The organism is Paenisporosarcina sp. TG20 (assembly GCF_000286315.1).
Taxonomy (GTDB): domain Bacteria; phylum Bacillota; class Bacilli; order Bacillales_A; family Planococcaceae; genus Paenisporosarcina.
This window is the reverse complement of sequence record NZ_ALJG01000356.1, coordinates 1-25,711: the sequence shown is the minus strand read 5'-3', so window position 1 is coordinate 25,711 and position 25,711 is coordinate 1. Positions and strand designations below refer to the sequence as shown.

The following is a 25,711-nucleotide window of genomic DNA, read 5'->3' as shown; positions in this document are numbered from 1 at the left end:
CAATGCCAACGTTATTAAAGGTCAATGATCTAAAAAAATATTTTGAAGTTAATAAGGGATTGTTTGGTCGTCAAAAAAGCGTAGTAAAAGCTGTAGATGGAATAAATCTTGATGTAATTGAGGGGGAAACTATTGGACTAGTAGGTGAATCCGGTTGTGGAAAATCAACTACAGGAAGATTGCTACTTAGATTAATAGAAGCTGACCAGGGTGAAATAATTTACAAGGGACAGGATCTTAGAAAACTAGATAATGAGTCATTACGGAAAACAAGAAAAGATATGCAGATGGTATTCCAGGATCCATATGGCTCTCTAAACCCTAGGCTCTCCGTGGGAGAGATCATTCGAGAACCATTAAGAACCCACTTTAACATGAATAAAGAAGAGCAGCAAAAAAGAGTAAAAGAATTACTTGACGTTGTAGGATTAAATCAACGTTATATTAACCGGTATCCTCATGAATTTAGTGGCGGGCAGAGACAAAGAATTGGTATTGCAAGGGCATTGGCACTAAATCCAAAACTTATTATAGCAGATGAACCAGTTGCTGCATTAGATGTGTCTATCCAGGCTCAAGTACTTAATTTGCTTAAGGATTTACAGAAGGATTTAAATTTAACATATATTTTTATTGCCCATGATTTAAGTGTTGTTCAATATATAAGCGATAGAGTTGCAGTTATGTATTTAGGGAAAATTGTTGAAATTGCAAACAGTGAGACTCTATATAAAAATCCACAACATCCTTATACAAAAGCGTTATTATCATCTATTCCTGTTCCGGATCCTACAGTAAAAAGAGAGAGGATTTTACTTGAAGGAGATGTTCCAAGTCCTTTAAATCCCCCTAGTGGATGTAGTTTTCATACACGTTGCCCTTTTGCCGAGCAAAGATGTAAAGAAGAAACACCTTCTCTTTTAACTGTTGCAGATCAACACAAGGTGGCATGTCATTTGGTCAATTAGAGGCGTTGTACTGTCTCCACCCAAATACTCTATTTCATGGATGAGAATTATAAAAAAACACTTGGCTAGGTCACTAAAACTGTACCCTTCTTTGTAAAGGACATTTTTTAAAAAAACTATGGATAATAAAAAAGATGATCTCTGTATTGTGCAGGGGTCATCTTTTTTTAATCCAATTGATATCTATAATTATTGTAATACGTCACCTAACTCTTTATTTCATTTTTAAGTTTTTCTAAAGTTGCACATGGAAGGCTAAAATCTCATTAGTTGACCTGATGACTCCACACGAGATATTCCAATAATGTCAATCTCAAAACCATTCTCTGTGGATATTTCTCTTGGTGAGTTTGGTTTCTTGGTTTGAAATCATGGGGACGCACCCCCTGCATTTACTTTATTTTAGTATACAGGAAAAGGAAGTTTCTTTAGATAGAAGAACAAAGTTTTCTTCCTGATATGCAGATACTAGTTGATTGGAGAGGAAGGCGACGACTCCAGCCGGAATAGCATGAGGTGAAGACCCCGCAGGAGCGTAGCGACGAGGAGGCTGAGGCCATGCCGGCGGAACACGTCCGCCTGGAACGGAAATCAACGGGTTCCATATAAAAAGCGAGTAAGTGAACAATATGTCGTTCCTTACTCGCAATGAAATCCTTTTGAGGACTTTTTCAGTGCCCTCGAAAAAAAGGATGTAGTTTTTTTGAGATACCCATATCAACACTATACTAGTAAGGACATTGGTACCCGATTGAATATAAGAACAAAGTTATAACTTAGACAATGTTTATAAAAATAATAGCGGTTGTAAGTACAATAGTGATTATTGAAATAAATAAGAGGGAAATTCGACGTGAGGTATTTGCATTCTGTAAATCCTGCCAATTGTTTGGTTTGATACCGCTTAACCAGAATACAATCACAGCAGAAAGAAGTATTGAGTTAACATTGACCAATAATAGAATGAACGGTACTAGGGCCTCTTCCCATCTACCAGAGCCTAAAGTCATACCGAATACAACAGCAGGTGGTAGTAATGCGACTGAAACCATAACCCCCACAAGAGAGCCCTCATTCCTTTTAATAAAAGAAAGTGCTCCTGCAGCACCCGAGGCGAGGGCAACAATAACATCAATAATTTGAATGTCTGTCCTTGAAAGAAACTCATTACTGTATAGAGGTGGAAGGAAGAAAAATCCAAATACAGTAGAAATCAATATGGGTATACCTATTCCAAATAAAGAGGTAAGCGAAGCTTGACGAATTAACTTGAAGTCGCCGAGAACTGATGCAAATGAACCAGCAGTCACTGGACCAATTATTGGGGCGATTACCATAGCCCCAATAACAATGGCAGGACTGTTTTTAATAATACCGATCGTTGCAATAACTGAGGAAAAAAGAATAAACCACATATAACTGATACTCATATGGCTAGACTCCTCAACGGCCGCATATAATTCGTGACGGCTCGCACGCTGTAAATCTTTTGCTTCATCAGTTTGTTTCTTTTTTTCCCTAGGAAGATAGGTTTGCACAGACAGCAACATGACTTGATACGTGTCCTCTCCGCCTGGCAATTTCTCCAAATAATTAAGAATTTTTTCTACATGATTTGTTTCTACAAGAATCCGTGTCAGATCCTTTTCATTTAATTCACTGGAAATCCAATAGGAGACAACAGGGAATTCCTCCTTAATGTCTTCCATATCTAAAAAATGCCTTGGAGCATATATTTCAAGCAACTGTAATGGCATAATTTCCTCTCCCATTCTTAAGAAGAATCTTACAACTCATTATTGCCATTATCTTCTTCTTCATAACGTAAACACATATTTCCTTAAAATAAATTTTTTTATAGATAATACTTTTCTAGAATAGACAACAATGGATGGTGGTTAGACAATTTTTTTGAGAAGTTGTGTAGTATAAGAAAAACCGGGCAAAAAGACGCCCGGTCCTTTTAAGAAGGGTAACCATAGAAACCCGTTGATTTCCGCTACTGTGGACGCTTTTCGCGGGCATGGCTTCAGTCTCCTCGTCACTGTAAAAACATGTGCTCCTGCGGTTACTCGTCGCAAAGATACTGGCTTTTGGCCAGCATCTTTCCTGCGGGGCCTTCAGCTCATGCTTTTCCCGCAGAAGTCGACACCTGCGCTCCAATCAACTAGTGTAAATTTATCCATCAAACACTATTTCTAAAAAGAGAAATACTAGTTCAAAGTACCAGAATTTCAGTGTTCATGATGCTAAAAACTGAATATTTTAATTATTTAAAGTACCAGTGATTTTCTGGACTTAAAAAGTATATACTCTGTTCTTTTTAAGTTTATCTTTTCATTTGTGATCAATTCGAAAACATTACTTGATTGAAGCGGAAGGCGGCGACTCCTACGGGATCAGCGGGACAGGTGAGACCCCGCAGTGGAGCGCCAGCGACCGAGGAGGCTCGCCGCCCGCCCCGTGGAAAGCGTCCGCCTGGAGCGCAAATCAGTGGTATCAAAATAGAACCTACTCCATAAAATACCGGGAATACTGAATTCATGGCTCACTAGATTTATATACTTTCTTATTTTTCAAAAAAGGCCACTTCCTATAAAACAGGAGGTAGCCTTTGCTAAAAATATTAACCTTATGGGAATAGAGTTAGATAGAATAAATACCATTCAGAATCTCGGTTTCAAAGTGAATAACTTTCCTTATTTACAACCTTTAGATGAACTTAAATAGTTTGAGGCAGCTACTTGAGCCATATCAAACGTTTCAGTTAATCCTAAGGAAATTGTATCAAGGTATGCTTTTGATGGTGGATTAAATTTAGCATCTTCAATATCATCATTTGAAGTAAATGAGAATATCGGGTGTCCATCTTTTTCACCTATATAAAGAATGTTTCCATACCATCCATCAGAGACTTGTAAACTTTTATTAGAAATAACTTCTTCTAAATCGATAGAAATATCAGCAACATCATTTTCTTGTGAAACAACATCGAGAAACTGTTCTTCGGTGATGAGGTACATTCTAGCAAATGTTTTGGTGTTATTTTTTTCGCTTTTTCCTATAAATGCGACTCCACCATTCCATCGACTTGAAAATTTTGCAAAATACAATGGAAATGAAATTTCGTAGCCTTCGTCTCTTATGGGAATAGTGTTATCTCTACAGCCTCTTTCATTTTTCGTCGAACCGTTTGGTGTACCTCCCTGGATATAGCAAAGGAAACGATCCTTGGAAAGGTTTGAACCATAGCTTAAATACCAAACATATTTTTCGTTTTTCATATTTAATCAACAACCTCATTGTATTTATTTAAAAATGACGCTTTACACATTCATGTCTTATTTTCATTTACTTATACATTCATTGTCAATTGAAGTGGATTTCGGTTAGCGAAGGCAATGATATGATCTGCAATTTCCGCACCTTTTTCCTCTTGAAGAAAGTGGCCTGCGTTGTTGATAATGATTTCGGGTTCATTTTTTGCTGTAGGGATGATCTTTCTGAAAAAACGATCTCCACCATGTGTGATGGGATCTGAATCGGAAAATGCAACTAATGCAGGTTTATTCCAACTTTTAAGTACTTCTTTAGCTTTTCTCATTTGTGCAGCTCCAGGATCGTCAATGTTCATTGGTACAAGGAGTGGCCAAACTTGAGCACCAGCCTTGTATTCAGCAGATGGAAAGGGAGCATCATAGGCTGCAATAACATCTTTAGAAAGAGTATTTCCAGGGGCTAAGCTACGTCTAATAAGTTTGCCAATTGGAAGGTCAGGTGTTTTCTCAGCATATTTGCGCCAGTTTAGGAACCCTTCTGAAGGAGGTATTTCTCCGGTTGGAAGCCCTGTATTCATTATGACCAAACGAGAAAAACGTTCCTGTATATCAGCTAAGACACCAAGACCGATAAGTCCTCCCCAGTCCTGAACTACGATAGTAATATTTTCAAGTTCTAATGAGTTGATGAATGCTTTCAGTGTATTCATATGCATGTCAAAAGAATAGTCACCACGTTGTGTATATTTGTCGGAGCGTCCAAATCCAATAAAATCAGGTGCAATGACTCTGAATTGTTTGGATAATGGCGATATCATGTGACGATATAAATAGGACCACGTCGGTTCTCCGTGCAGTAAAAGGATGACCTCTCCTTTTCCTTCATCGATGTAGTGGACTCGTGCATCATTGATTTCTACATAATTAGGTTTAAACGGGAACCCTGGTAAATTGGTAAAACGATCTTCGGGAGTACGAATAGTTTCCATATTATATCCTCCAATAATTTTATTTCGATACAAAGACTATTTCTACTCTGAATTGAATATTCCTTCTTTTTTATAAAATATATTTCAGGAAGTCTATTCTAGAATAGTAATTGTAACTATGATTAACATGAGATAACCCAATCGAAGCAGGTAAACCATTATGCATAAGTAATTCTATGAAGCGGGTAAATCATGTTATCTAAACATAAATTACAATAAAGATTTTGATCCTGGAAATTCTTCCTACTAGAATTATCAAACAAAGGTGGAGAAAAGTGAATCAATATGGAATACCTGAAGTTTTTGAATCAGAGGCACAAGGGATTGTGAAGGATGTTTATGAAGATATCAAATTTGTATTAAAGGTACCAATTGTTAATTTTATTTTCAGAGCATTGGCAAATTATCCTGAATTTTTAACGTATGCTTGGCAACAGGTTAGACCAAATATGCTTACAATTAATATGGAATCAGCTGCAAGTCAGTTACGGTTTCCAACGATTAATACAATAATTCCTACTCATGATTTTAAGAAAGACTATCATCCCGAAACTTTACAACATATTAAGAATGTTGTGTCTACTTTTCAATACGTTAATCCTAAATTACTTCTCATCGCGAGTGCTTGGTCAGAAAGTCTAGGTAATCGACCAGTTATTCCACAAAAAAATAACCTTGGACAAATACAACCAGGGGTCTCGCCAAGCATGCCGCATATTGAATTAATTCATATTCCAACGGCACCTTATTACATTAAAAAACTATTACTTGATATTGCACAAGAACATCAATCATATGATGTTTCAAGTGATTTCAGAGCACTAGCAAACTATCCTCGTTTTTTGGAGGTTACATGGCATTTTCTTAAATCATATATAGAGACTGATGAATATACTCTCCTTACATCTAAACTGTCAAAAGAAGCGATTTCTGTTGTTCATCAAGAGATGCCGTTTCCAGTAACCATCAATAGTCATCAGTTAGAGAAAATTTATTCTCCTGCTCAAATAGCAGGTATTATGGGACTTGTTTCACTTTTTCAAAACTTCCTACCAGGGTTAATCGTTGAGAATGAGTTTATTCGGAAACTAATGTTGTAACTGTTGGGATCAAGTTCTGTTGAAAAATAAAATTGGAGTAGAAAGAACTGTGGCTTTGTCAGTTCATTCTACTCTAAATTAAGTGATTATTGTGTATCGACTTCTTCCTCTTCATCGTCATTATTTGATGTTCGAAGAGTTTCTTCTTTTAAGAAGAAAGTTAAAAATACGGTTAATAAAACGGCAAATGTTGCAAACATAAACACGGCTGATAATCCATAACTAAGCGCTTCTCTTAACGCTTCAATTAGCTGATTAAACGTCCCGACCATTGGTTGCGGAAGTTCATTTCGTATGACATCAAGTGCTTCAGGGTTCATTAGAATTTGAGGATCTTGTAACTTTTCCATATCCATTTGAATTGAACCTTCGGGAATGTCTCTAAATGACGCTTCTGGAACATCTATCTCATTTATTTTCCCACTCATTTTATTAGCCATAATAGAGCCCATTATGGCTACCCCGATCGTACCACCAAGCTCCCTGAATAGTTGAGATGTTGCTGTCGCTACTCCCAAGTACTTGTGCTTCACTGCATTTTGGACAGTCAAGTTGAATACTGGAAATATCACCCCCATTCCAAGACCTGTAACGATTAGAAATAGAATTAAGGTAGTTAACGATGTATCAACAGATAGTAATGTATTTAAATAGATACCTATGGCCATTACCATTAAACCGACTATGGCAATTTTCTTGTACTTTCCTGTTTTTGTAATCAAGAATCCTACAAGGGCACTAGATAGTACCATTGCAATTGTCATCGCCATTTCAACAAGCCCTGACGTAGTGGCAGATTTACCTGCCACTCCTTGAACATGGAATGGAATATACATAATAACGCTGAACATACCCATACCTAATAAAAAAGCAACTACATTTGAAATGGCAAAGACACTATTTTTAAACAAATGTAGTGGGAGAACAGGACTCTTAACCTTGGTTTCAATGTATAGAAATAAGACTAGGGATAAGATGGATATCGAAAATAGGCCGACAATCTGGATGGAATCCCAAGCATATTTTGAATCTGCCCATGAAAAACCTAGTAGTAGCGTTATAATGACCACTGATAAAACGAACGATCCTAAATAATCTACTCTTTCTTTTTCTCTTCTTTCTACAGTCGGATAAAGCTTTGCAATTAGTATAAAGGCGACGATGCCTATCGGTAAGAAGATCCAGAATATCCATGACCATTTAAAGTGATCGACAATAACTCCACCTAATGTCGGACCAAATAAACTGGCCACCCCAAAAACTCCACCGAGTGCACCTTGCCAACGTCCGCGTTCTCTTGGAGAGAACAAATCGCCGACCGTTGCAAAGGAAACACTCATTAACATGCCCCCACCAAAGCCTTGAATCCCGCGGAATATAATAAGTTGAATGATATCAGCTGAAAAACCACTTAATAAGGAACCTAAACTAAAGATAATAATCCCCACTAATATGAAGATTTTCCGCCCGTAAATATCAGACAATTTCCCAACTAATATAGCAGTAATACTTGATGTCAGCATATAAATGGTGAAAACCCATTCGAAGTATTCAATTCCATCTATGGCAGACACAATTTTTGGGAGGGCTGTACCTACAATGGTCATGTTTAATGCTGAAAAAAGGAGAACAGACATTATTGCCATCATAATTAATAATTTTTGTTTTTTATCTAATGTTTCCATTTAGTCCCTCCCAGTAGTTCGTGTAGATAAGGGTTATGTTCATGTTATTTTGTTGCCCATATTAATTATTATTTCTTCCACTTAGATGTTGGGTAATGATTAAACACTTTGTCTTAGTAAGGAAGTTATTTAACGGATAAGTATATAATGACTGAAATTAATTTTCAACATTGAATATCCACTGGTTTTGATTCAATCATAAACTAATTGCCCAACAATCACACAAAATTAAAAAAAGTCTGGAGCACCTCAAGTGATTTCTTAAATTAAAAGGTACACGGGGAAGTTCGATAAAAACAAGTCACTATTTAATCTCTTTTACCAATAGATAAGTAGTGATTTTACCTATGACATCAGTGTACTTGAAGGAATAATTGTAGAAGTTTTAACATAGATAATAGAGATAGCACTAAAAAATAGGAGGAGAAATAATGAACTTACAAGATGATAGAAATGACAATTATCAAAAAAGAAAAAGACTACCGAACGGACATACATTTGAATTACTATTAGTGTTATGTGGTTTTGTAACATGGATAGGTGTTGAGAAATTCAACTGGAATGTTATTGCGACTTTTGTTATTACTTTAATTATTGCTATGATACTTTTTTATACTAGTCTAAACCAGTTTCTTAACCTCATCTTTTCAATCGCTTGGGGTATTGTTGGTTTCCAACTGTTGCATTATTTAGTTAGTATTACTGGTGGAGGGAGTACTCTATCTTATCTTATTGGTATTATAGGGTTCATTTTAGGATTATTAATTAGTTATGGAACAAGGCTTATGGGCAAGCAATTTAACAACAATATAGAAATTGATGTATGACAATTAAAGATTAAATTGTTCAAACTCTAACTGAATATTGAGAAACATAGAATTTTGAAATTTAAAATGTGTATTTTTATTCAGTCAATAATTCTATCTTTAACCTTTGCTCCATTATTGTCGGCCTCAACTAAAGTATATTGAATACCAAAAATTGTATAAGCAACTACTTTGGGAGATTTTGATTCTCCATTTTCTTTTTCAATTGATATTCCGTATGAAATGATCACTAATCTTTCCAACGGGTTACTTAAGGTTTGGTCAGTTATTTATTTGTAATGCGTGCGATGCAAACTTATACTCTTGACTGTCCTCAAAACTCTGTAAATCCGTTTCTAACAACTTTGGGGGTATTATAAGACAAAACAACTATGGTTATTGCTAATAACAAAACTACAAGCTATCTATACATTGATAAAAAACTATTTTTACCTTTATTATTCATACCGCCATCTCCAAAAGAATTCTTTACTCATACTTAACATTTTTGAAATTATTTAGTTCCAATTATTAAGGTCTTTTCTTAAGATATACCTTTTAAAATAAGAACTTATGTCTGTTTATAGTGGTGGAGAAGTTTTGACTTACTGATTAAAAAAACTAATCAACCAACAGAATACCCCATCTAAAACTGGTACAAAAGTTGGGGGTTTCTGTACATAGTTCTATTTTCTAATCAAAAAATCACCTGGAGGTTGATGTCCTTCCATTAAGTGATGTACGCTCTATTTAATCATTTCCTAAGAAGTCGTTGAATTGAAGAAACTGCGTTACTCGTGGGACTCGTATTTTTGGGGGGAATTACTCCGTAACCATTGAATGGGAGCAACACCAAATAATAAGCAGCAACTATAAATAATGGCATTACGCAATTAAGGAGAACATTTATGAATTACAAACTGGATCATATTGGCATCGCTGTTCGGAATTTAGAGGAAAGTATAAGTTTTTATGAAGATATATTAGGTGGAAAATTAATTGATCGATACCGAAGTGAATCAATAGGTGTTGAAAGTGAAATCGCCACAATAGATATTAATGGCGATCGTACTGAATTATTGTCACCAACAAACAATACCACCTCTCCAATTGCTCGGTTTTTGAAACAGAAAGGAAAAGGTGTTCACCATATTGCTTATCATGTCAATGATCTTGATGAGGCATTGGATGAGCTGAAACGTAAAGGTATTCGTACATTAGAAGATACTTTGCGTATTAATAAACATGGAAGACGATTAATCTATTTGAACCCGGCTGATACAAATGGAACGATTATTGAGTTCTGTGATTATCCTGATAAATAATAGGATGTAGACTTCCTATTAGGTGTAATAACGGGTGGATTAATGCTGGGTTATTGAATCAATAGATTTTGTTTTAAATTCTATATGTCATCTATTATGGAATTTATCATATGAGCGGGCGAATTTTCAAACCCCGATAGTAAATGTATAGAGTGAAGCTTCGGAAATAGCTGTTTCTGAATGCTTTTTGCATGCATTCCTTCTAGATGTAGTCTCTTCACTTTCCAGTGTAAATTCTCTAAGTATCGAAGTTTTTCCGTTAGATGTTCTTTTCCATTAATAATGACACCTGCATGAGAGCAGAATAATGTGGAGAAATCATACGTTAGGATTTTGCGAATAGAATCCATCAAAACGGGTACAGATTCAAAAGAAAAGGAGCTCTTAGGGTGAGGAATTACAAATAAATCTCCACTGAATAACCAACCATTTTCTCTATTAAACAGTACGACATGATCGTGTGCATGACCTGGTGTATGAATTACCTCAAACTGATAATTCTTTGTTTCAATCGTTTGTGGAATAGGTTCAGGATTAAAAGGTTTGCTGTTTCCCCACAAAATCCTCCGATATAACGGGATAGATGATGGTTGTTCGCAATCGGCAATACCTGCTTTATGAATGTAAATGGGTTTGTTTATATGGGATTGAATCCACGATCCCATTCCGATATGGTCCTCATGATGGTGAGTGAGAATAATTTGTGAAACGGGTAGACTTTTAAAAACTGGGATTAAGCTGTTCTTTAAGCGTCTAGGTCCAGTATCAATAAGTAACCCATCTATAAAATATAAGTAGACATTAATTCTAAACATGGGAACTGAAACAGTCGTTTTAATACACTGTACCTCCTCATGATTAAATTCTTTTATCATATTTCCACGACCTTTTAATAATTTTGCTCTCTTTAGATTAATCATCCTCTATAGATAATTCAATTATTTTTATCAAACATAAAAAATGATTGGTTGTCAATACTAAGAAGAGATAGCAATCGTTCTCTTTTAGGATTGTCAAAAAAAGCTCATTTGAGGAGATTAACAATGGATAGCAAAGAAGAAAAAATAATTGACATGATACGACCGGAATTTAAAGAAAAAATTCTTTCAGAGGTCAGTGGATTAACATTCATGAAATATTTTAGATCTGCTAGTGCAGAAGAATGGTATATCTTCTTACCTCATTATAAAGACCCAAAATCAGGCGGAGCAGCAGGAAAAGCCATCGTTCATTACAATTTATATGGAAATAAAGAAGTTTTCATTAATACAACAGTAATCTTGGACGACCCCAAACTACATGACCCGGAACTCCACCCACTTGTTTATAGTATTGCTGAAGAGTTGGTAAATCGACTCGTAGGTTTTGCTGACACACTCCTATCGGTCCATGCCGGAGAAAATTCCTACAATGCAGAATACAAAAGTTAAATAAGAACTGGTAAAGAACGATAAATAGAGGATTGACAACTGTTTAAAAATGAATACGTATTTTATTAAAAATAATGTGTGGCAATGACTTCTTCGTTAGTTCACTGGACTTATGGGAGGTCTTTGTTATTAGAAAGAATGATTAAATTTAAGATAAGTTCTATGTTTCAAAAGATTCGCCCCAAAACTATCAAGCTAATACGGAGGCTTTGCGCTTTCCGTAATTATTTTGTTATATTGTAGAGGGTAAGGTATTTAGGAAATCTACTATATATATAATATAGGGTTAAAAAGAGGTGTTATCACATTATGAAGTTAGTTTCGTGGAATGTGAATGGAATTCGAGCTTGTGTAAAGAAAGGCTTTTTAGATTATTTTCAACAAGTGAACGCGGATATTTTTTGTCTGCAAGAGACGAAACTACAAGCAGGACAAATAGAATTAAACTTAGAAGGATACTATCAATATTGGAATTACGCTGAAAAGAAAGGGTACTCAGGGACCGCTGTATTTACAAAGGAAAAACCGATTTCCGTAAGATATGGAAAAGGGGATTCAAACGAAGAAGCTGAGGGTAGAATTCTCACATTAGAATACGAACGGTTTTATTTAGTGAATGTCTATACCCCAAATGCAAAACGTGATTTAACCAGACTTAGTTACCGCTTGGGTTGGGAGGATGAAATGCGTGCGTATATAACCCAGTTAGATCAAGTGAAACCGGTTATTATGTGCGGGGATTTAAATGTAGCACATGAAGAAATAGATTTAAAAAATGCTAAATCTAATAAAGGTAACTCTGGATTTACATTAGAGGAACGAGGAAAGATGACAGCATTGCTAGAGGAAGGATTTACAGATACATTTAGGCATTTTTATCCGGAGAAAGAAGACGCTTATAGCTGGTGGTCTTACATGAACACAGTGAGGGAACGCAATATCGGGTGGAGAATTGATTATTTTATTACTTCAAATGCATTAAAAAATAGATTGATTGATGCATATATTCATACCCAAGTATTTGGGAGTGATCATTGCCCAATCATTTTGGAACTAGAAAAATAATTAAAAAGCCTATCATGGTCTTTTGAATTTAATGATAGGCTTTAAAATATTGAAAGACTTATTAATATTTAGCCAACCCGTGTTATAGCACTTTTATGTGTGTAAAGAGTGGAACCAAAGTACCCTGCTAGATAAGCTAACAGTAAAATAATACTATTTGATAAATCTACATTAAAATGTCCGCTATATAATTCACTTAGGGTAATGAAGAGAGCTCCACAAATACCACCTATGTGCGCAGACGTTTTGTTGTAAAAGCGTATCGCTATTATTCCACCACAAATAGTGATGATGAAAAAGTTAATTTTAATCATTAATGAGAATGACATGAATTGCGGTACATTAATTTCAATCAATAGTAATAACTGAAGAATAATAAATTGAACAACTAATACAATTAGGATAACAGGTAGAAAACTAAATCTTTTTCCTTTCAAAGTTAACAACCTCCTCATTACTGAATTTTATATTTACTGCTACCAATAGCAGGGAAAAACAGAGTACGTTATCTCAATAATGAGTGTCATAGATGACTAGAATTGAAAATAAGTAACTCTGGATTTTAAATAATATTGTTATAGCTATCAAACAAGATTATCTAAAACGTGTATGCAATTTGTTCGCATATAACATACTGCCAAGATAGCCAAGCGCGTAGGCAATAAGCAATATTAAAAGTCCTGAACCGCTAATTGTACTATTGCCAATATATAATTGACTTAGGACAACAAAAAGAGCTGCACAAATTCCGCCTATGTGAAGTGAATGCCTGATGGAAAAATGCATAGCTACTATTCCACCGACAATTGCAACAATGACAAAAATGATTTGAATAATTAACGCTGTTGACGTAGAGTGGTCTACATTATTTGCAATGAATAGCAACAATTGTTGGACGATAAATTGAGCAATTAATGAAATCAAGATAACAGGTAACCAACTAAATCGTTTTCCTCTCAAAAGAAAACCTCCTTTTTAAAGAATTATATGCATTGTTAGAACTAAAAAGAATAACAGTGAGTGGACTCGGCTTATAATAAGAAATAAAGATTTAAATGTAGAAAGCAGTTTTTAATAAAGGATTGAAAGTATTCTTCGCGTTTAGTAGTAACGGGTTAGACCACTGATAAATTTACATTTTTAATAGTTGTAAGTGTGTTTATATTAAAAAGCAATATTTCATTCGAATTCGAAAGACTGTCAGTGGTTTTCTGACTGACTTCACGCGGTAGGCATCCACAAAGCGCCGGTATTAGTAGTATAGGGAATACTATATCGGTGTACTTTTTTTCAGTGCCCTCATCGGGCGAGAATACGCTTTCTGCTCTTCTTTTATAATAGAAAATTCCCGGTTATGTAAAATTCGAGTATAATGAAAGTAAAGACTGATTATATAACAACCAAAAGGAGGAGTTCACATGACTGAAAACAATGAAACTAACCAAGCTGATGCACCAAAAAAGAAAATGACCTTAAAAGAAGCGATGCAACAGCAACTTGAAGCGAAAAAAAATCAAGCATCTAACAACACTGGAACTGGAAGCGGAAGCCAATCATCTAAAAAGATGCAAAGCCAGCAAACGAAAAAAGTGAGCAACCTACGAAGAAAAATGGGAACATAAAGTAAAAAACGCAAACCAACTGGTTTGCGTTTTTGTTAGGTAAGATAAAAATGTGTATACTAATGACAATGATGAACGCGGAAGAAGGAGTTAACATGAAGTCGAATTATGCAGATGATGGATTTGCATTACATACGGATTTATATCAAATCAATATGGCAGAAACCTATTGGGCTGATGGTGTACATAATCGTAAAGCTGTATTTGAGTTGTTTTTCCGCAATCTACCTTTTGGGAATGGCTATGCTATTTTTGCAGGTCTCGAGCGTGTACTAGATTTTCTGCGTGAGTTCAAGTTTACGGATAGTGACCTTGCTTACCTTCAGCAAGAACTAGGATACAAAGAAGACTTTATCAGTTACTTGCGTGATGTTAGATTTACTGGTGACGTGTATTCAATGGTTGAAGGGGAGCTTGTTTTCGCTAATGAGCCAATTCTTCGTGTCGAAGCCCCTCTTGTTGAAGCACAACTAATAGAAACAGCAATTTTAAATATTGTTAATTACCAAACATTAATTGCAACGAAAGCAAGTCGGATTAAACAAATTGTGAAAACCGATACTGTAATGGAATTTGGAACACGGCGCGCACAAGAAATGGATGCAGCAATATGGGGTTCACGCGCTTCCATCATCGGCGGAATAGAAGCAACAAGTAATGTTCGAGCTGGCAAGAAATTTGGGATTGCTGTTGCTGGGACACATGGACATTCACTTGTTCAAGCATATAAAAGCGAATATGATGCTTTCCATGCTTATGCCAAACGTCATAAAGACTGTGTATTTCTTGTCGATACATACAATACGTTAAAAACTGGAGTGCCAACCGCTATTCAAGTGGCAAAAGAACTTGGGGATGAAAACAACTTTGTTGGCATTCGCTTAGACAGCGGAGATATTTCATTCCTTTCAAAAGAAGCACGTAGGATGTTAGATGAAGCAGGGTTTCCAGATGCCAAAATTATCGTATCAAATGATTTAGATGAATATACAATACTAAACTTAAAAGCCCAAGGTGCGAAAGTAGATATATGGGGAATTGGTACTAAACTAATAACAGCATATGATCAACCCGCTCTGGGTGCAGTTTACAAAATTGTGTCAATTGAAGATGAAAATGGTGTGATGGAAGATACCATTAAGATCTCTTCCGCGACTGAAAAAATAACCACGCCTGGACGAAAAAAATTATTCCGTATTATTGACCGTGAAAACGGAAAAGCGGAAGGCGATTATATAACAATGTTTGATGAAGATCCGACGCATGAAGAACGCTTAAAAATGTTCCATCCAGTGCATACATTTGTTTCGAAATTTGTGACAAACTTTGAAGCTAAAAATCTTCATACTAAAGTGATTGAAAACGGTAAAATCATTTATACCAATCCCACATTGTTTGAAATGAGGGATTACGCAACTGTAAACTTGGAGTTGTTATGGGATGAATACAAACGTTCTCTAAATCCAGAAGAATATCCAGTGGATCTCAGTCAAAAATGTTGGGACAACAAGATCAAAAACATCCAAGAAGTAAAAGAAATGGTGGACAGCATGTATTACGCTTAGGAGGCACTGTGATGACAAACTTACAACTGAAAATTATTGAAGAATTGAAAGTTAAACCATCGATTGACCCTCAAGAAGAGATTCGTACATCTATTGATTTTATGAAAAACTATTTAAAGAAGCATCCATTCTTAAAAGGATTGGTTGTAGGTATTTCGGGTGGTCAAGATTCCACTCTTACTGGTAAACTTGCTCAAATGGCCGTGAATGAATTAAATGAAGAAGCGGGAGTGAAGATCTATTCACTTAATGCTGTTCGATTGCCTTATGGCTTACAGTTTGATGAAGATGATTGTCAAGATGCACTGGGCTATATTCAACCTTCTAAAATCTATACAGTGAATATTAAAGACGCAATTGATGCAAGCAAACGAGCTCTTGATGTATCTGGTATCAACCTTTCTGACTTTGCTAAAGGAAACGAAAAAGCACGTGAAAGAATGAAGGTACAATATTCGATAGCAGCTATGACCAATTCAGTAGTTGTTGGCACAGATCATGCTGCAGAAGCTGTCACTGGTTTTTATACCAAATATGGTGATGGTGGAGTTGACTTGGTTCCAATTTTTCGTTTAAATAAACGACAAGGGAAACAACTATTAAAAGTTCTCGATTGCCCTGAAAACTTGTATATAAAGATTCCTACTGCAGATTTGGAAGAAGAGCGCCCTGGATTACCGGATGAAATTGCTCTTGGTGTCACATATGATTATATTGATGACTACTTAGAAGGGAAAAAAATCCCAAGTGAGTCACGAGAAAGAATTGAAGAGTATTATTTGCGTTCACAGCACAAACGACATATGCCTATAACTGTTTTCGACGAGTTTTGGAAATAAAATAAAGTACATTTGGCTTAGTGCCAAGTGTGCTTTTCTGTTTACTAATAAGTTGTTAAGTCAGTATGTTTTAGTTAAACTATAGATATATGTATAAAACTTGTAAATTTTAAATAATTCCACAGGGGTATTGGGGGTAGAAAGAGATGAAAAACCAGGAGAAAATACTTGCAATAATAAATAATATTGAACGAGTGATTATAGGCAAGCGGGATATCGCAGAATTATGTGTGGTTGCATTAGTTGCACAAGGACATGTTCTATTAGAAGATGTGCCAGGAGTTGGAAAAACAATGATGGTACGTGCTTTAGCAAAATCAGTTGGTGCTCAATTTAAACGAATTCAATTCACACCTGATCTATTGCCTTCAGATGTAATTGGAGTATCAATCTATAATCCTAAAGATATGGAATTTCAATTTAGACCAGGTCCAATTATGGGGAATATCGTGTTAGCTGATGAAATAAATCGAACTTCACCTAAAACGCAATCTGCACTCTTAGAAGGTATGGAAGAAGCAACAGTTACTATTGATGGAGTCACAATGAATATACCTAAACCGTTTTTTGTAATGGCGACACAAAATCCGATTGAGCACGAAGGTACATATCCACTTCCGGAAGCACAATTAGACCGTTTCTTAATTAAACTTCGTATGGGATATCCTTCACAAGCAGAGGAAGTTGAAGTTTTAAACCGTTCTCAATCGACAACAGTTATAGACTTAGACGCTGTCATTTCGCTTGAAGACTTAATTGCTTTGCAAAATGAAGCAAAAGAAATCGTGGTTGACGATACGATTAAAAACTATATTGTTGATTTAGCTAATAGAACCAGAAAAGACTCGTATATTTATTTAGGAGTAAGTCCTCGTGGTTCACTAGCATTAATGAAAGCCTCCCAAGCACTTGCCATGTTAAGAGGAAGAGATTTTGTTACACCTGATGATATACAGTATTTGGCACCGTATGTCTTTAGTCATCGAATGATGTTGCGATCAGAAGCGAGGTATGAAGGGATAACTACACAAGAAATTGTCGAGCGTATTTTAGCAAAGACAAATGTTCCTATTAAAAGGCTTGTTAAACAATGAGACGACTGAACTCTACTTTGGTATTAGTAGGACGTCTCTTATTTGTTATCTTTCTACTAATCTCATCCTTTACCTTTGCAATGTTTCAAGGTGGCTTTGTAAGCTGGTTTATTTTTTATACATTCCTGCCATTTGCGTTATATTCCATCGTGTTCTTCTTTATCCCAATTTCAAAAATAAAAGCAGAACGCTTTATTCAAACAACTCAAGTAAGTAGAGGTGGGAAACTCATCGTAAGGGTGAATCTAAAAAGACTTTCTCGCTTTCCAATGCTTTATTTAGTCGTAAAAGAGATTTCACAAAGTGCTCAACTCAAGCGTCATGCAGAATCAAAATTGAAAACGGTTAAAATGATCGGTTTGCGCCAAATGATAAAATGGACGTATGAAATCGATCATATGCCACGGGGTGAACATACGCTAGATGGCATCCAAATTGAGGTAAGTGATTTTTTTGGTTGGATCAAAAAAACTCATTTAATTCCATTAAAACAATCTGTCATTGTATACCCGAACGTAACTGAGATGGTTTATATGCCTATTGAAACTCGATATGATCAAGGATCCGCTGTCTCTCCATTCAATCTTGTTAAAGACACCACCATGGCGACGGGAGTTCGAGACTATCAACCTGGCGATCGTGTGTCTTGGATTCATTGGAAGTCATTCGCTCGTACACAAACGTTACGAACAAAAGAATTTGAAGATAGACAATCTCAGGATCTATTCATTTTAGTCGATCGAAAGGCTTCTACTAATTTTGAAGAACAAATAGAGTTAACAGCCTCTATCTTACAAGCTGTAGTTAGGAATCATGCAAGTGCTGCATTTCTGTCTGTGGGGGCTACACGCATATATTTTCCGGCAATTCAAAATGAAGATCAATTACAACGGGCAATGTTTCATTTAGCGAAGGTGGAAGCAGATTTGAATCAGCCAATCGAAGAAATATTGACAAAGGATTCTGCTGTCTCAAATGTTACGTCTGTTTTACTGATCACTGGAGATTTAACTGCAGGTTTAATTGAGGCAATTCCAAGAGCGGCTAAAAACTTGAAGAAGTGTACCGTTTTTGTAGTCTTAAAAAAAGGGGAAAAATTATCTAAACAAGCACTCCAGATGCACAACCTGGCTCGTTCAAGAAGAATGATAGTTCATGTACTTTCTCAGGACCATTTTGCAAACGCCTTTATGGAGGTTGGACGCTCATGAAATCTGGAATTCAACAAAAGACGTTACAAGGCATATTCTATATTTTGGTTTTCTTCTTACTTCGTGAATGGCTATACCCGGTCATGGAGTTAACTGATACTAGTCATATATCCATTTTCTTAGCCTTCATTGCTATATGTTTAGTGTTCAGTTACTTCTCTGTTCCTTGGTGGCTTTCAGGTCCAGGGAAACTAGTGTATGTAGCGTGGATTCTAATCATCGTTTATACAAACGAAGTTTTTTTTACAAGAGAAGCAATATCTTTTCTCTTTGGTGATTTAGTTATAAATATGGCTGCTCTTTTTAATCGTGATTGGTTGTTAGTTACAGATTCTTTCCGAACTGTACTGTTCCTTTCACTATTATGGATGACAGCATATCTGATCCATCATTGGATTACTGTAAGATTAAACATTTTCTTATTCTTCTTTATGACCGTTATTTTTATTGGAGCACTTGATACATTCAGCCCGTATGCAGGAGATGGAGCCATTTTACGAGTCATGATATTAGGGTTGTTATTATCAGGCTTGTTAAAAGTAGCCCAAATATTTGAACTTAATCAAATATCCCCATCTGAAAGAAAGTATGGTTTTCTAATTGTTCCACTTGTTCTGTTAGTCGCGGTGAGTGGTTCAATCGGATATTTACTGCCTAAAGCTGGCCCTATATGGGCTGATCCGGTCCCTTATATCCAAACATTTGCTAAAAGTTCTAGCACAGGACCTGGTAGTTCCGGTGGTATTGGTAAAATAGGTTATGGTGAGGATGATTCTGAATTAGGTGGGGCATTTCTCTCAGATCCAACCGTTGTATTTGAAGTAATGGTCCAAACACCTCAGTATTGGAAAATTGAAACTAAAGACACTTACACATCAAAAGGTTGGGAACAATCGGTCGCATCCAATGAAATACAAAACTATACAGTAGGTGACGTTTTAGATACTGGTATCAAGGTAGGTCCGGAAGAAGATCAGGATATTGCGATATATTCTTTTGAGTTAAGATACCCTTTCTTAATGTATCCATATGGTTCAGTCGCAGCCAACGCCGATGAAGGTACAACTTTCTCGATTTCTAATAATACGCAAAAAATTGAAACCTACCAACAAAACGACGTGGTGGAATTAGCCGAATACAGTATATCGTTCAGTGAACCAAAGTTTAGTTTAACCGCACTACGTGCAACAACACCTGAATCTCTAGAGCAACTATCTCCGGAGTTTGATAGATATTTGCAATTACCAGAATCACTACCAGAGCGGGTTAGCGAATTAGCAAGAACCATTACAGCAGACGAAGAAAGTCTGTATAACAAAGCGCGAGCAATAGAACGCTATTTCCCTCAAAATGGTTTCGTTTATGATCAAAGCAATGTTGCCGTTCCGGAGGGTGATCAAGATTACGTTGATCAATTCTTATTTGAAACTAATCGTGGATATTGTGATAATTTTTCTACTTCTATGGTGGTCATGCTACGAACTTTAGGAATTCCGTCCCGTTGGGTTAAAGGATTTGCTGAAGGGGAAGAAATGCGAGCTGACAACGGTGACAAGATGTTCCAAATTACAAATAATAATGCTCACTCTTGGGTTGAGGCATACTTTCCAGGTGTCGGTTGGATGCCGTTCGAACCTACTATCGGATTTAGTGGAGCGGGAAATATTGACTTTGATTTGGAATTAAATACACCTGACGTCCCTGTAGAACCACCGGCGCCAGAGAAACCGGAAAAACCAGAAGTTACAGATACTCCAGTAAATAAATCCATTTCAGAACGGCTCACTGAAACCATTCAAAAGTTTGGAAGTTGGATTGCTGACAATCGCGGACTTATTATATGGTGGAGTTTAGTAGCAATAGCAATTATTGCGGTGTTATTCAGAGTTAGACAAAAATGGTTGCCAAAACTGTTGGTGCCTTATTATCGTTTGCATAAAGAAGACTGGAGAACTTTTGAAAAAAGTTACCATAGATTGTTGAAACAACTTGCGTTATATGGGATTGAAAGAAGAGAAGGACAAACACTACAATCGTATGCAGATTACGTAGATAAATTTTTCGGTTCACAAGATATGAAAAAGTTAACTAATGCATATGAAAGAGGCTTTTATGGTAAAAATAATGATTCGCTTGAATGGCTTAAACTAAGAGAAATTTGGGAAAATTTAATCAATAGGACAAGTAGTTGATTTTCAAACAAACAACCTGTAGAATTGAGAAAAATTATACAGACCGGTTTGCCCTCATATATGTCCGATGATACGGTTCGGATGTCTCTACTAAGTCACCGAAAATGACTTGACTATGAAGGCGAATTCAAGCATGTTTTTTATTAAACATTTGTTTGAGTTCGCCTTTTTCAAAAAAATGTCTAGCTCGAAGCTTCCGTTAAGCGGAGCTTTGTGCTTTTCTTGTGTAGAGTAAAAAACGCGTAGAAAGGTTCTCTTTCATACGCGTTTTTTATTAGTAGGGCCTGGTAATCTAAATGAAGAGGTGTATACATTGTCAGCAATTCCTATGTTAAAAGAACAAGAAAAAATAGTTGTACTTGATTTTGGTAGTCAATACAATCAGTTAATCACTCGACGTATACGTGAATTTGGTGTTTACAGTGAACTACACCCACATACAGTAACTGCAGAAGACATAAAAGAGATGAATGCAATAGGTATTATTTTCTCTGGTGGTCCAAATTCAGTTTACGACGAAAATGCATTTCATGTAGATCCAGCAATATTCGAATTAGATATTCCTATCTTGGGAATTTGCTACGGTATGCAATTAATGTCTCTTCATTTTGGTGGGAAAGTTGAAAAAGCTAGACATCGTGAGTATGGGAAAGCCGAAATAACAGCAAATCAACAGAGTCCTTTATTTAAAGACCTACCCAAGGAACAAATTGTCTGGATGAGTCACGGAGATCACGTAACAATAGCTCCGGACGGCTTTGAAGTAGTAGCAACAAGTCCATCGTGTGCGATAGCTGCTATGGCAGATGAATCAAGAGGGTTATATGCAGTTCAGTTCCATCCAGAAGTTCGACATTCAGTTTATGGTATTGAAATGATACGAGAATTTGTATTTGGAATATGTAAGTCAAAAGGTAATTGGTCAATGGGGAGTTTCATTGAACTGGAAATCGATAAAATTCGAAAACAAGTCGGCGACAAAAAAGTATTATGTGCACTTAGTGGTGGAGTAGATTCTTCTGTAGTGGCCGTATTACTTTACAAGGCGATTGGCGATCAATTGACTTGTATGTTTGTTGATCACGGATTACTTCGTAAAGGTGAAGCTGAAAGTGTAATGAAGACTTTCTCGGACGGGTTCAACATGAATGTAATCAAAATTGATGCGCAAGAACGTTTCATGAACAAATTAGTTGGCGTATCTGACCCAGAAACGAAACGCAAAATTATTGGTAATGAATTTATATATGTATTTGACGATGAAGCATCAAAACTAGAAGGCATGGATTTCCTCGCACAAGGAACACTCTATACTGACATTATTGAAAGCGGAACAGCCACTGCGCAAACGATTAAATCTCACCACAATGTTGGTGGTCTACCTGATGATATGCAGTTTAAATTAATCGAACCATTAAAAACTTTGTTTAAAGATGAAGTACGTGCACTTGGAACAGAGCTTGGAATGCCTGATGAAATCGTATGGAGACAACCATTTCCCGGTCCCGGCCTTGGAATTCGCGTGTTAGGAGCAATTACGGAAGAAAAACTTGAAATTGTTCGTGAGTCCGATGCAATTTTACGTGATGAAGTAACCAAAGCAGGTCTCGAACGTGATATTTGGCAATACTTCACAGTTCTACCCGACATTCGCAGCGTAGGTGTTATGGGAGATGCTCGAACATATGATTATGCAATTGGAATCCGTGCAGTTACATCAATTGATGGTATGACTTCTGACTGGGCCCGAGTACCATGGGAAGTCTTGGAGAAGATCAGTGTACGTATAGTAAATGAAGTACCACATATTAACCGTGTCTTGTACGACATTACGAGTAAGCCACCTGCGACTATTGAGTGGGAATAACAAACCCATACTTTAATGTTTGTTAAGAGTTTGACTAACGTGAGATACAACCAACCGTATATTGATATTATTAATACTCTCTTTTATTTGTGTTATTCACAGATAGAAGGGAGTTTTTTTATGGTTAAGATTATTGAATTACTGGACGATTTTCATCTACTCAAATAATTGAGGGTAAAAATTAGAAATATATCGAACTTTTGCTATCCAATTATACCAAGTGTAAAGGTTATCGTATTATCCAAGAGTAGACAATCAGACTAACTATCTTATGTATCGAAGCGAATCAATCATATTTTCAGTCTATTACCCGTTTCGACTATCACAGAATCGTTTTATTAATACCTAAATACCACGTAACCGTTTAGTACGAGTAAGCTACCTCCAGACTATTGAGTGGTAATAAAAAGTTTAACTGGAAATCGTTTCTATTTACGAACATTTCTATCTTTTTTTTGAGAAATGTTCGGAAAACGGATTGAAATGGCCTGCATTTAATGTTATATTTTGAGTGTAATTAAATAATGTCGTCGTATAATGTCGGGAATATGGCCCGAAAGTTTCTACCGAGTTACCTTAAATGACTCGACTACGATTAAAGAAAGTCGGATATACTTATGATCCTTCTTTCTTATTCATATTATCTTAATGATAATTTGAAATATCGGAGGTATGCGACTTTTTTTGTCGCATACTTTTTGTTTTTTATAATAACTAGCTAATACAAAGTCGAAAAATTCAGAGGTTCGAAGTTAGCTAATATTATAGAAGAAACAGACATATACACGACAACTTGGAGGAAAATGATGAAGAAGTATTTTCAGTTTGAAGAACTTGGGACAAACTATCGTCGTGAGATTATCGGTGGATTAACAACATTCTTATCAATGGCTTATATATTAATCGTTAACCCACTAGTGCTATCACTAGATTCTGTTCCAGATTTACCAGATTCTATGCGGATGGACGCTGGTGCGGTATTTGTAGCAACTGCCTTGGCTGCAGCTGTCGGATCCCTCTTTATGGGACTAATAGCTAAGTATCCAATTGCTCTTGCCCCTGGAATGGGCTTAAACGCATTTTTTGCTTACACTGTTGTACTAACTTACGGTATACCTTGGCAAACAGCGTTAACTGGTGTTTTATTTTCCGGACTTATTTTTATCGTTCTTTCATTAACAGGTATTCGAGAAACAATCATTAATGCAATTCCAGCTGAATTGAAATATGCAGTTGGAGCGGGTATTGGTTTGTTTATAGCATTTATTGGTTTAACTAATGCAGGAATAATTGTAGATAATCCAGCAACACTTGTTGGACTTGGTAATTTATCTGAAGGAAATACGTTGTTAGCAGTATTTGGTTTAGTCGTAACCGTAATTCTTATGGTTCTTGGTATTAAAGGCGGTATATTTTATGGCATGATTTTAACCGCTATTGTAGGTATGATTTTTAGTTTAGTAGAAATTCCATCTGCTATAATAGGAAAGATTCCAGATGTAGCACCAACTTTTGGTGTAGCATTTGAACCTTTATTTAATGATCCAACTTCATTAATTTCTTATCCATTCTTAATTGTTGTTCTTACATTTTTGTTTGTTGATTTCTTTGATACAGCAGGAACTTTGGTATCTGTTGCAAATCAAGCGGGGTTAATGAAAGAAAACAAGTTACCCCGTGCAGGTAAAGCGTTGCTTGCGGATTCATTAGCAACTGTAACTGGAGCTGTTTTCGGAACATCAACCACTACTTCTTATATTGAATCCAGTGCTGGTGTCGCGGCAGGTGCACGAACAGGGTTCGCTGCAATTGTCACAGGTATCCTTTTCTTATTAGCATTATGGTTTTCACCAGTATTGTCAGTCATAACATCTGCAGTAACAGCACCGGCTTTAATAATTGTTGGTATCTTAATGGTTTCATCATTAAACAAAATCGAATGGAATCGATTTGAAATAGCAGTACCAGCATTCTTAACGATAATTGCAATGCCACTTACCTATAGTATTGCTACAGGAATCGCGATTGGATTTATATTTTATCCAATAACGATGATTTTGAGTGGTAACGCTAAAAAGGTTCATCCAATCATGTACGGCATGTTTGGGATTTTTGTTCTTTACTTTATATTCGTTCAAGGTCATTAATAACTAATAGAAGGAAGTTACTTTTAAAAGTAACTTCCTTCTTTTTGGCTATAATTGGTATAGTGTTAATACTTGAAATGTTAGAAATTTCTGATATAGTTAATAGAAATAAAAGCTTTCAATTTTGTTGTTGACTTATAGTAGTCAGGATGATATATTATTTTAGCTGCTGATTTAACGCAGTGACAATACGAATTGAAAAGTAAAATTTATTATTGACATGCAGCTTTAAATTTGGTATGATGTAAAAGTCGCCAAAACAAGCGACACGCCAAATGAACCTTGAAAACTGAACAGCAAAACGTCAACTAACAAAGCGGAACGCACTTCGGTGCCGGAAGCAAAACTTGAACTTAAACGTTCATTATAAACGTCAATTTTTTGACGCCAGCAACAAAAGTATGAGCAATCATACTCTCTCTATTTTTTCGAGACGCAAGCAGTTCGAGGAAGCAAGTGAGTGAACACCGGAGCGTACTTACGTACGTGAGGATGTGATCGAGCGCGCTGACGAAGAAATGCGCAGTG

General features: G+C 36.1%; 21 protein-coding genes and 2 riboswitches. Of the genes, 14 read left to right on the top strand and 7 right to left on the bottom strand.

Features of this window, described 5'->3' with window-relative positions; genetic code table 11:
- Nucleotides 1-2: 2 nt before the first annotated feature.
- Nucleotides 3-968: an ABC transporter ATP-binding protein gene (locus B371_RS0118335; RefSeq protein ID WP_019415775.1), complete on the top strand. Its 966-nt coding sequence runs from the start codon at nucleotides 3-5 to the stop codon at nucleotides 966-968.
- 776 nt (nucleotides 969-1,744) lie between these two features.
- Here B371_RS0118335 and B371_RS0118330 read toward each other — a convergent pair.
- The 3 genes from B371_RS0118330 to B371_RS0118320 form a co-directional block, all read right to left on the bottom strand.
- Nucleotides 1,745-2,725 (bottom strand): TIGR00341 family protein, encoded by a 981-nt coding sequence (locus B371_RS0118330; protein ID WP_019415774.1) that lies wholly within the window; start codon nucleotides 2,723-2,725, stop codon nucleotides 1,745-1,747.
- Nucleotides 2,726-3,667: 942 nt separating this feature from the next.
- Complete coding sequence (locus B371_RS22090; protein WP_019415773.1) at nucleotides 3,668-4,252, bottom strand: hypothetical protein; 585 nt, start codon at nucleotides 4,250-4,252, stop codon at nucleotides 3,668-3,670.
- A 71-nt stretch (nucleotides 4,253-4,323) separates the two neighbouring features.
- Nucleotides 4,324-5,235: a haloalkane dehalogenase gene (locus B371_RS0118320; protein ID WP_019415772.1), complete on the bottom strand. Its 912-nt coding sequence runs from the start codon at nucleotides 5,233-5,235 to the stop codon at nucleotides 4,324-4,326.
- Nucleotides 5,236-5,510: 275 nt separating this feature from the next.
- On the opposite strand from B371_RS0118320, the gene B371_RS0118315 reads away from it, so the two are divergent.
- A complete protein-coding gene (locus tag B371_RS0118315; protein ID WP_019415771.1) occupies nucleotides 5,511-6,335 on the top strand; it encodes a halocarboxylic acid dehydrogenase DehI family protein in 825 nt (274 codons plus the stop codon).
- An 86-nt stretch (nucleotides 6,336-6,421) separates the two neighbouring features.
- Here the strand turns inward: B371_RS0118315 and B371_RS0118310 are convergent, their stop codons facing one another.
- Nucleotides 6,422-8,020, bottom strand: a complete 1,599-nt coding sequence (locus tag B371_RS0118310) for an MDR family MFS transporter (RefSeq protein ID WP_019415770.1) — start codon at nucleotides 8,018-8,020, stop codon at nucleotides 6,422-6,424.
- 431 nt (nucleotides 8,021-8,451) lie between these two features.
- Between B371_RS0118310 and B371_RS0118305 the strand changes: the two genes are divergently transcribed.
- Both B371_RS0118305 and B371_RS0118295 read left to right on the top strand, forming a co-directional pair.
- Entirely contained in the window at nucleotides 8,452-8,847 is a 396-nt protein-coding gene (locus B371_RS0118305) for a hypothetical protein (RefSeq protein ID WP_019415769.1), read from the top strand.
- 887 nt (nucleotides 8,848-9,734) lie between these two features.
- On the top strand, nucleotides 9,735-10,151 hold the full coding sequence (locus tag B371_RS0118295; protein ID WP_019415767.1) for a VOC family protein: 417 nt from the start codon (nucleotides 9,735-9,737) through the stop codon (nucleotides 10,149-10,151).
- An 80-nt stretch (nucleotides 10,152-10,231) separates the two neighbouring features.
- Here B371_RS0118295 and B371_RS0118290 read toward each other — a convergent pair whose 3' ends face one another.
- The gene (locus tag B371_RS0118290) at nucleotides 10,232-11,026 is read right to left on the bottom strand and encodes an MBL fold metallo-hydrolase (RefSeq protein ID WP_026023125.1); all 795 of its coding nucleotides are present in this window, start codon (nucleotides 11,024-11,026) and stop codon (nucleotides 10,232-10,234) included.
- Nucleotides 11,027-11,194: 168 nt separating this feature from the next.
- On the opposite strand from B371_RS0118290, the gene B371_RS0118285 reads away from it, so the two are divergent.
- Together B371_RS0118285 and B371_RS0118280 are read left to right on the top strand one after the other, a co-directional pair.
- Nucleotides 11,195-11,581 (top strand): hypothetical protein, encoded by a 387-nt coding sequence (locus tag B371_RS0118285; protein ID WP_019415765.1) that lies wholly within the window; start codon nucleotides 11,195-11,197, stop codon nucleotides 11,579-11,581.
- A 309-nt stretch (nucleotides 11,582-11,890) separates the two neighbouring features.
- On the top strand, nucleotides 11,891-12,646 hold the full coding sequence (locus B371_RS0118280; protein ID WP_019415764.1) for an exodeoxyribonuclease III: 756 nt from the start codon (nucleotides 11,891-11,893) through the stop codon (nucleotides 12,644-12,646).
- A 68-nt stretch (nucleotides 12,647-12,714) separates the two neighbouring features.
- Here B371_RS0118280 and B371_RS0118275 read toward each other — a convergent pair whose 3' ends face one another.
- Together B371_RS0118275 and B371_RS0118270 are read right to left on the bottom strand one after the other, a co-directional pair.
- Nucleotides 12,715-13,083, bottom strand: coding sequence for a hypothetical protein (locus B371_RS0118275; RefSeq protein ID WP_019415763.1), 369 nt, complete (start codon nucleotides 13,081-13,083; stop codon nucleotides 12,715-12,717).
- A gap of 157 nt (nucleotides 13,084-13,240) precedes the next feature.
- The gene (locus B371_RS0118270) at nucleotides 13,241-13,606 is read right to left on the bottom strand and encodes a hypothetical protein (protein ID WP_019415762.1); all 366 of its coding nucleotides are present in this window, start codon (nucleotides 13,604-13,606) and stop codon (nucleotides 13,241-13,243) included.
- Between the two features lie 458 nt (nucleotides 13,607-14,064).
- Between B371_RS0118270 and B371_RS0118265 the strand changes: the two genes are divergently transcribed.
- From B371_RS0118265 to B371_RS0118230, 8 genes are all read left to right on the top strand, one after another.
- The gene (locus tag B371_RS0118265) at nucleotides 14,065-14,268 is read left to right on the top strand and encodes a hypothetical protein (protein ID WP_019415761.1); all 204 of its coding nucleotides are present in this window, start codon (nucleotides 14,065-14,067) and stop codon (nucleotides 14,266-14,268) included.
- Between the two features lie 95 nt (nucleotides 14,269-14,363).
- Nucleotides 14,364-15,833 (top strand): nicotinate phosphoribosyltransferase, encoded by a 1,470-nt coding sequence (locus tag B371_RS0118260; protein ID WP_019415760.1) that lies wholly within the window; start codon nucleotides 14,364-14,366, stop codon nucleotides 15,831-15,833.
- Nucleotides 15,834-15,844: 11 nt separating this feature from the next.
- Nucleotides 15,845-16,672 carry an ammonia-dependent NAD(+) synthetase gene (nadE, locus tag B371_RS0118255; RefSeq protein ID WP_019415759.1) on the top strand — a complete coding sequence of 276 codons (828 nt, stop codon included), beginning with the start codon at nucleotides 15,845-15,847 and terminating at the stop codon, nucleotides 16,670-16,672.
- 146 nt (nucleotides 16,673-16,818) lie between these two features.
- Entirely contained in the window at nucleotides 16,819-17,766 is a 948-nt protein-coding gene (locus B371_RS0118250; protein WP_019415758.1) for a MoxR family ATPase, read from the top strand.
- Entirely contained in the window at nucleotides 17,763-18,977 is a 1,215-nt protein-coding gene (locus tag B371_RS0118245) for a DUF58 domain-containing protein (protein WP_019415757.1), read from the top strand. Before B371_RS0118250 ends, B371_RS0118245 begins: the two co-directional genes overlap by 4 nt.
- Nucleotides 18,974-21,169, top strand: a complete 2,196-nt coding sequence (locus B371_RS0118240) for a DUF4129 domain-containing transglutaminase family protein (RefSeq protein ID WP_019415756.1) — start codon at nucleotides 18,974-18,976, stop codon at nucleotides 21,167-21,169. Before B371_RS0118245 ends, B371_RS0118240 begins: the two co-directional genes overlap by 4 nt.
- Before the next feature lie 34 nt (nucleotides 21,170-21,203).
- A riboswitch (purine riboswitch) is annotated at nucleotides 21,204-21,305 on the top strand.
- Nucleotides 21,306-21,497: 192 nt separating this feature from the next.
- Nucleotides 21,498-23,036 carry a glutamine-hydrolyzing GMP synthase gene (gene guaA, locus B371_RS0118235; protein ID WP_040681338.1) on the top strand — a complete coding sequence of 513 codons (1,539 nt, stop codon included), beginning with the start codon at nucleotides 21,498-21,500 and terminating at the stop codon, nucleotides 23,034-23,036.
- A gap of 510 nt (nucleotides 23,037-23,546) precedes the next feature.
- Nucleotides 23,547-23,648, top strand: a riboswitch (purine riboswitch).
- A gap of 194 nt (nucleotides 23,649-23,842) precedes the next feature.
- Nucleotides 23,843-25,183: an NCS2 family permease gene (locus tag B371_RS0118230; RefSeq protein WP_019415754.1), complete on the top strand. Its 1,341-nt coding sequence runs from the start codon at nucleotides 23,843-23,845 to the stop codon at nucleotides 25,181-25,183.
- Nucleotides 25,184-25,711: the final 528 nt, after the last annotated feature.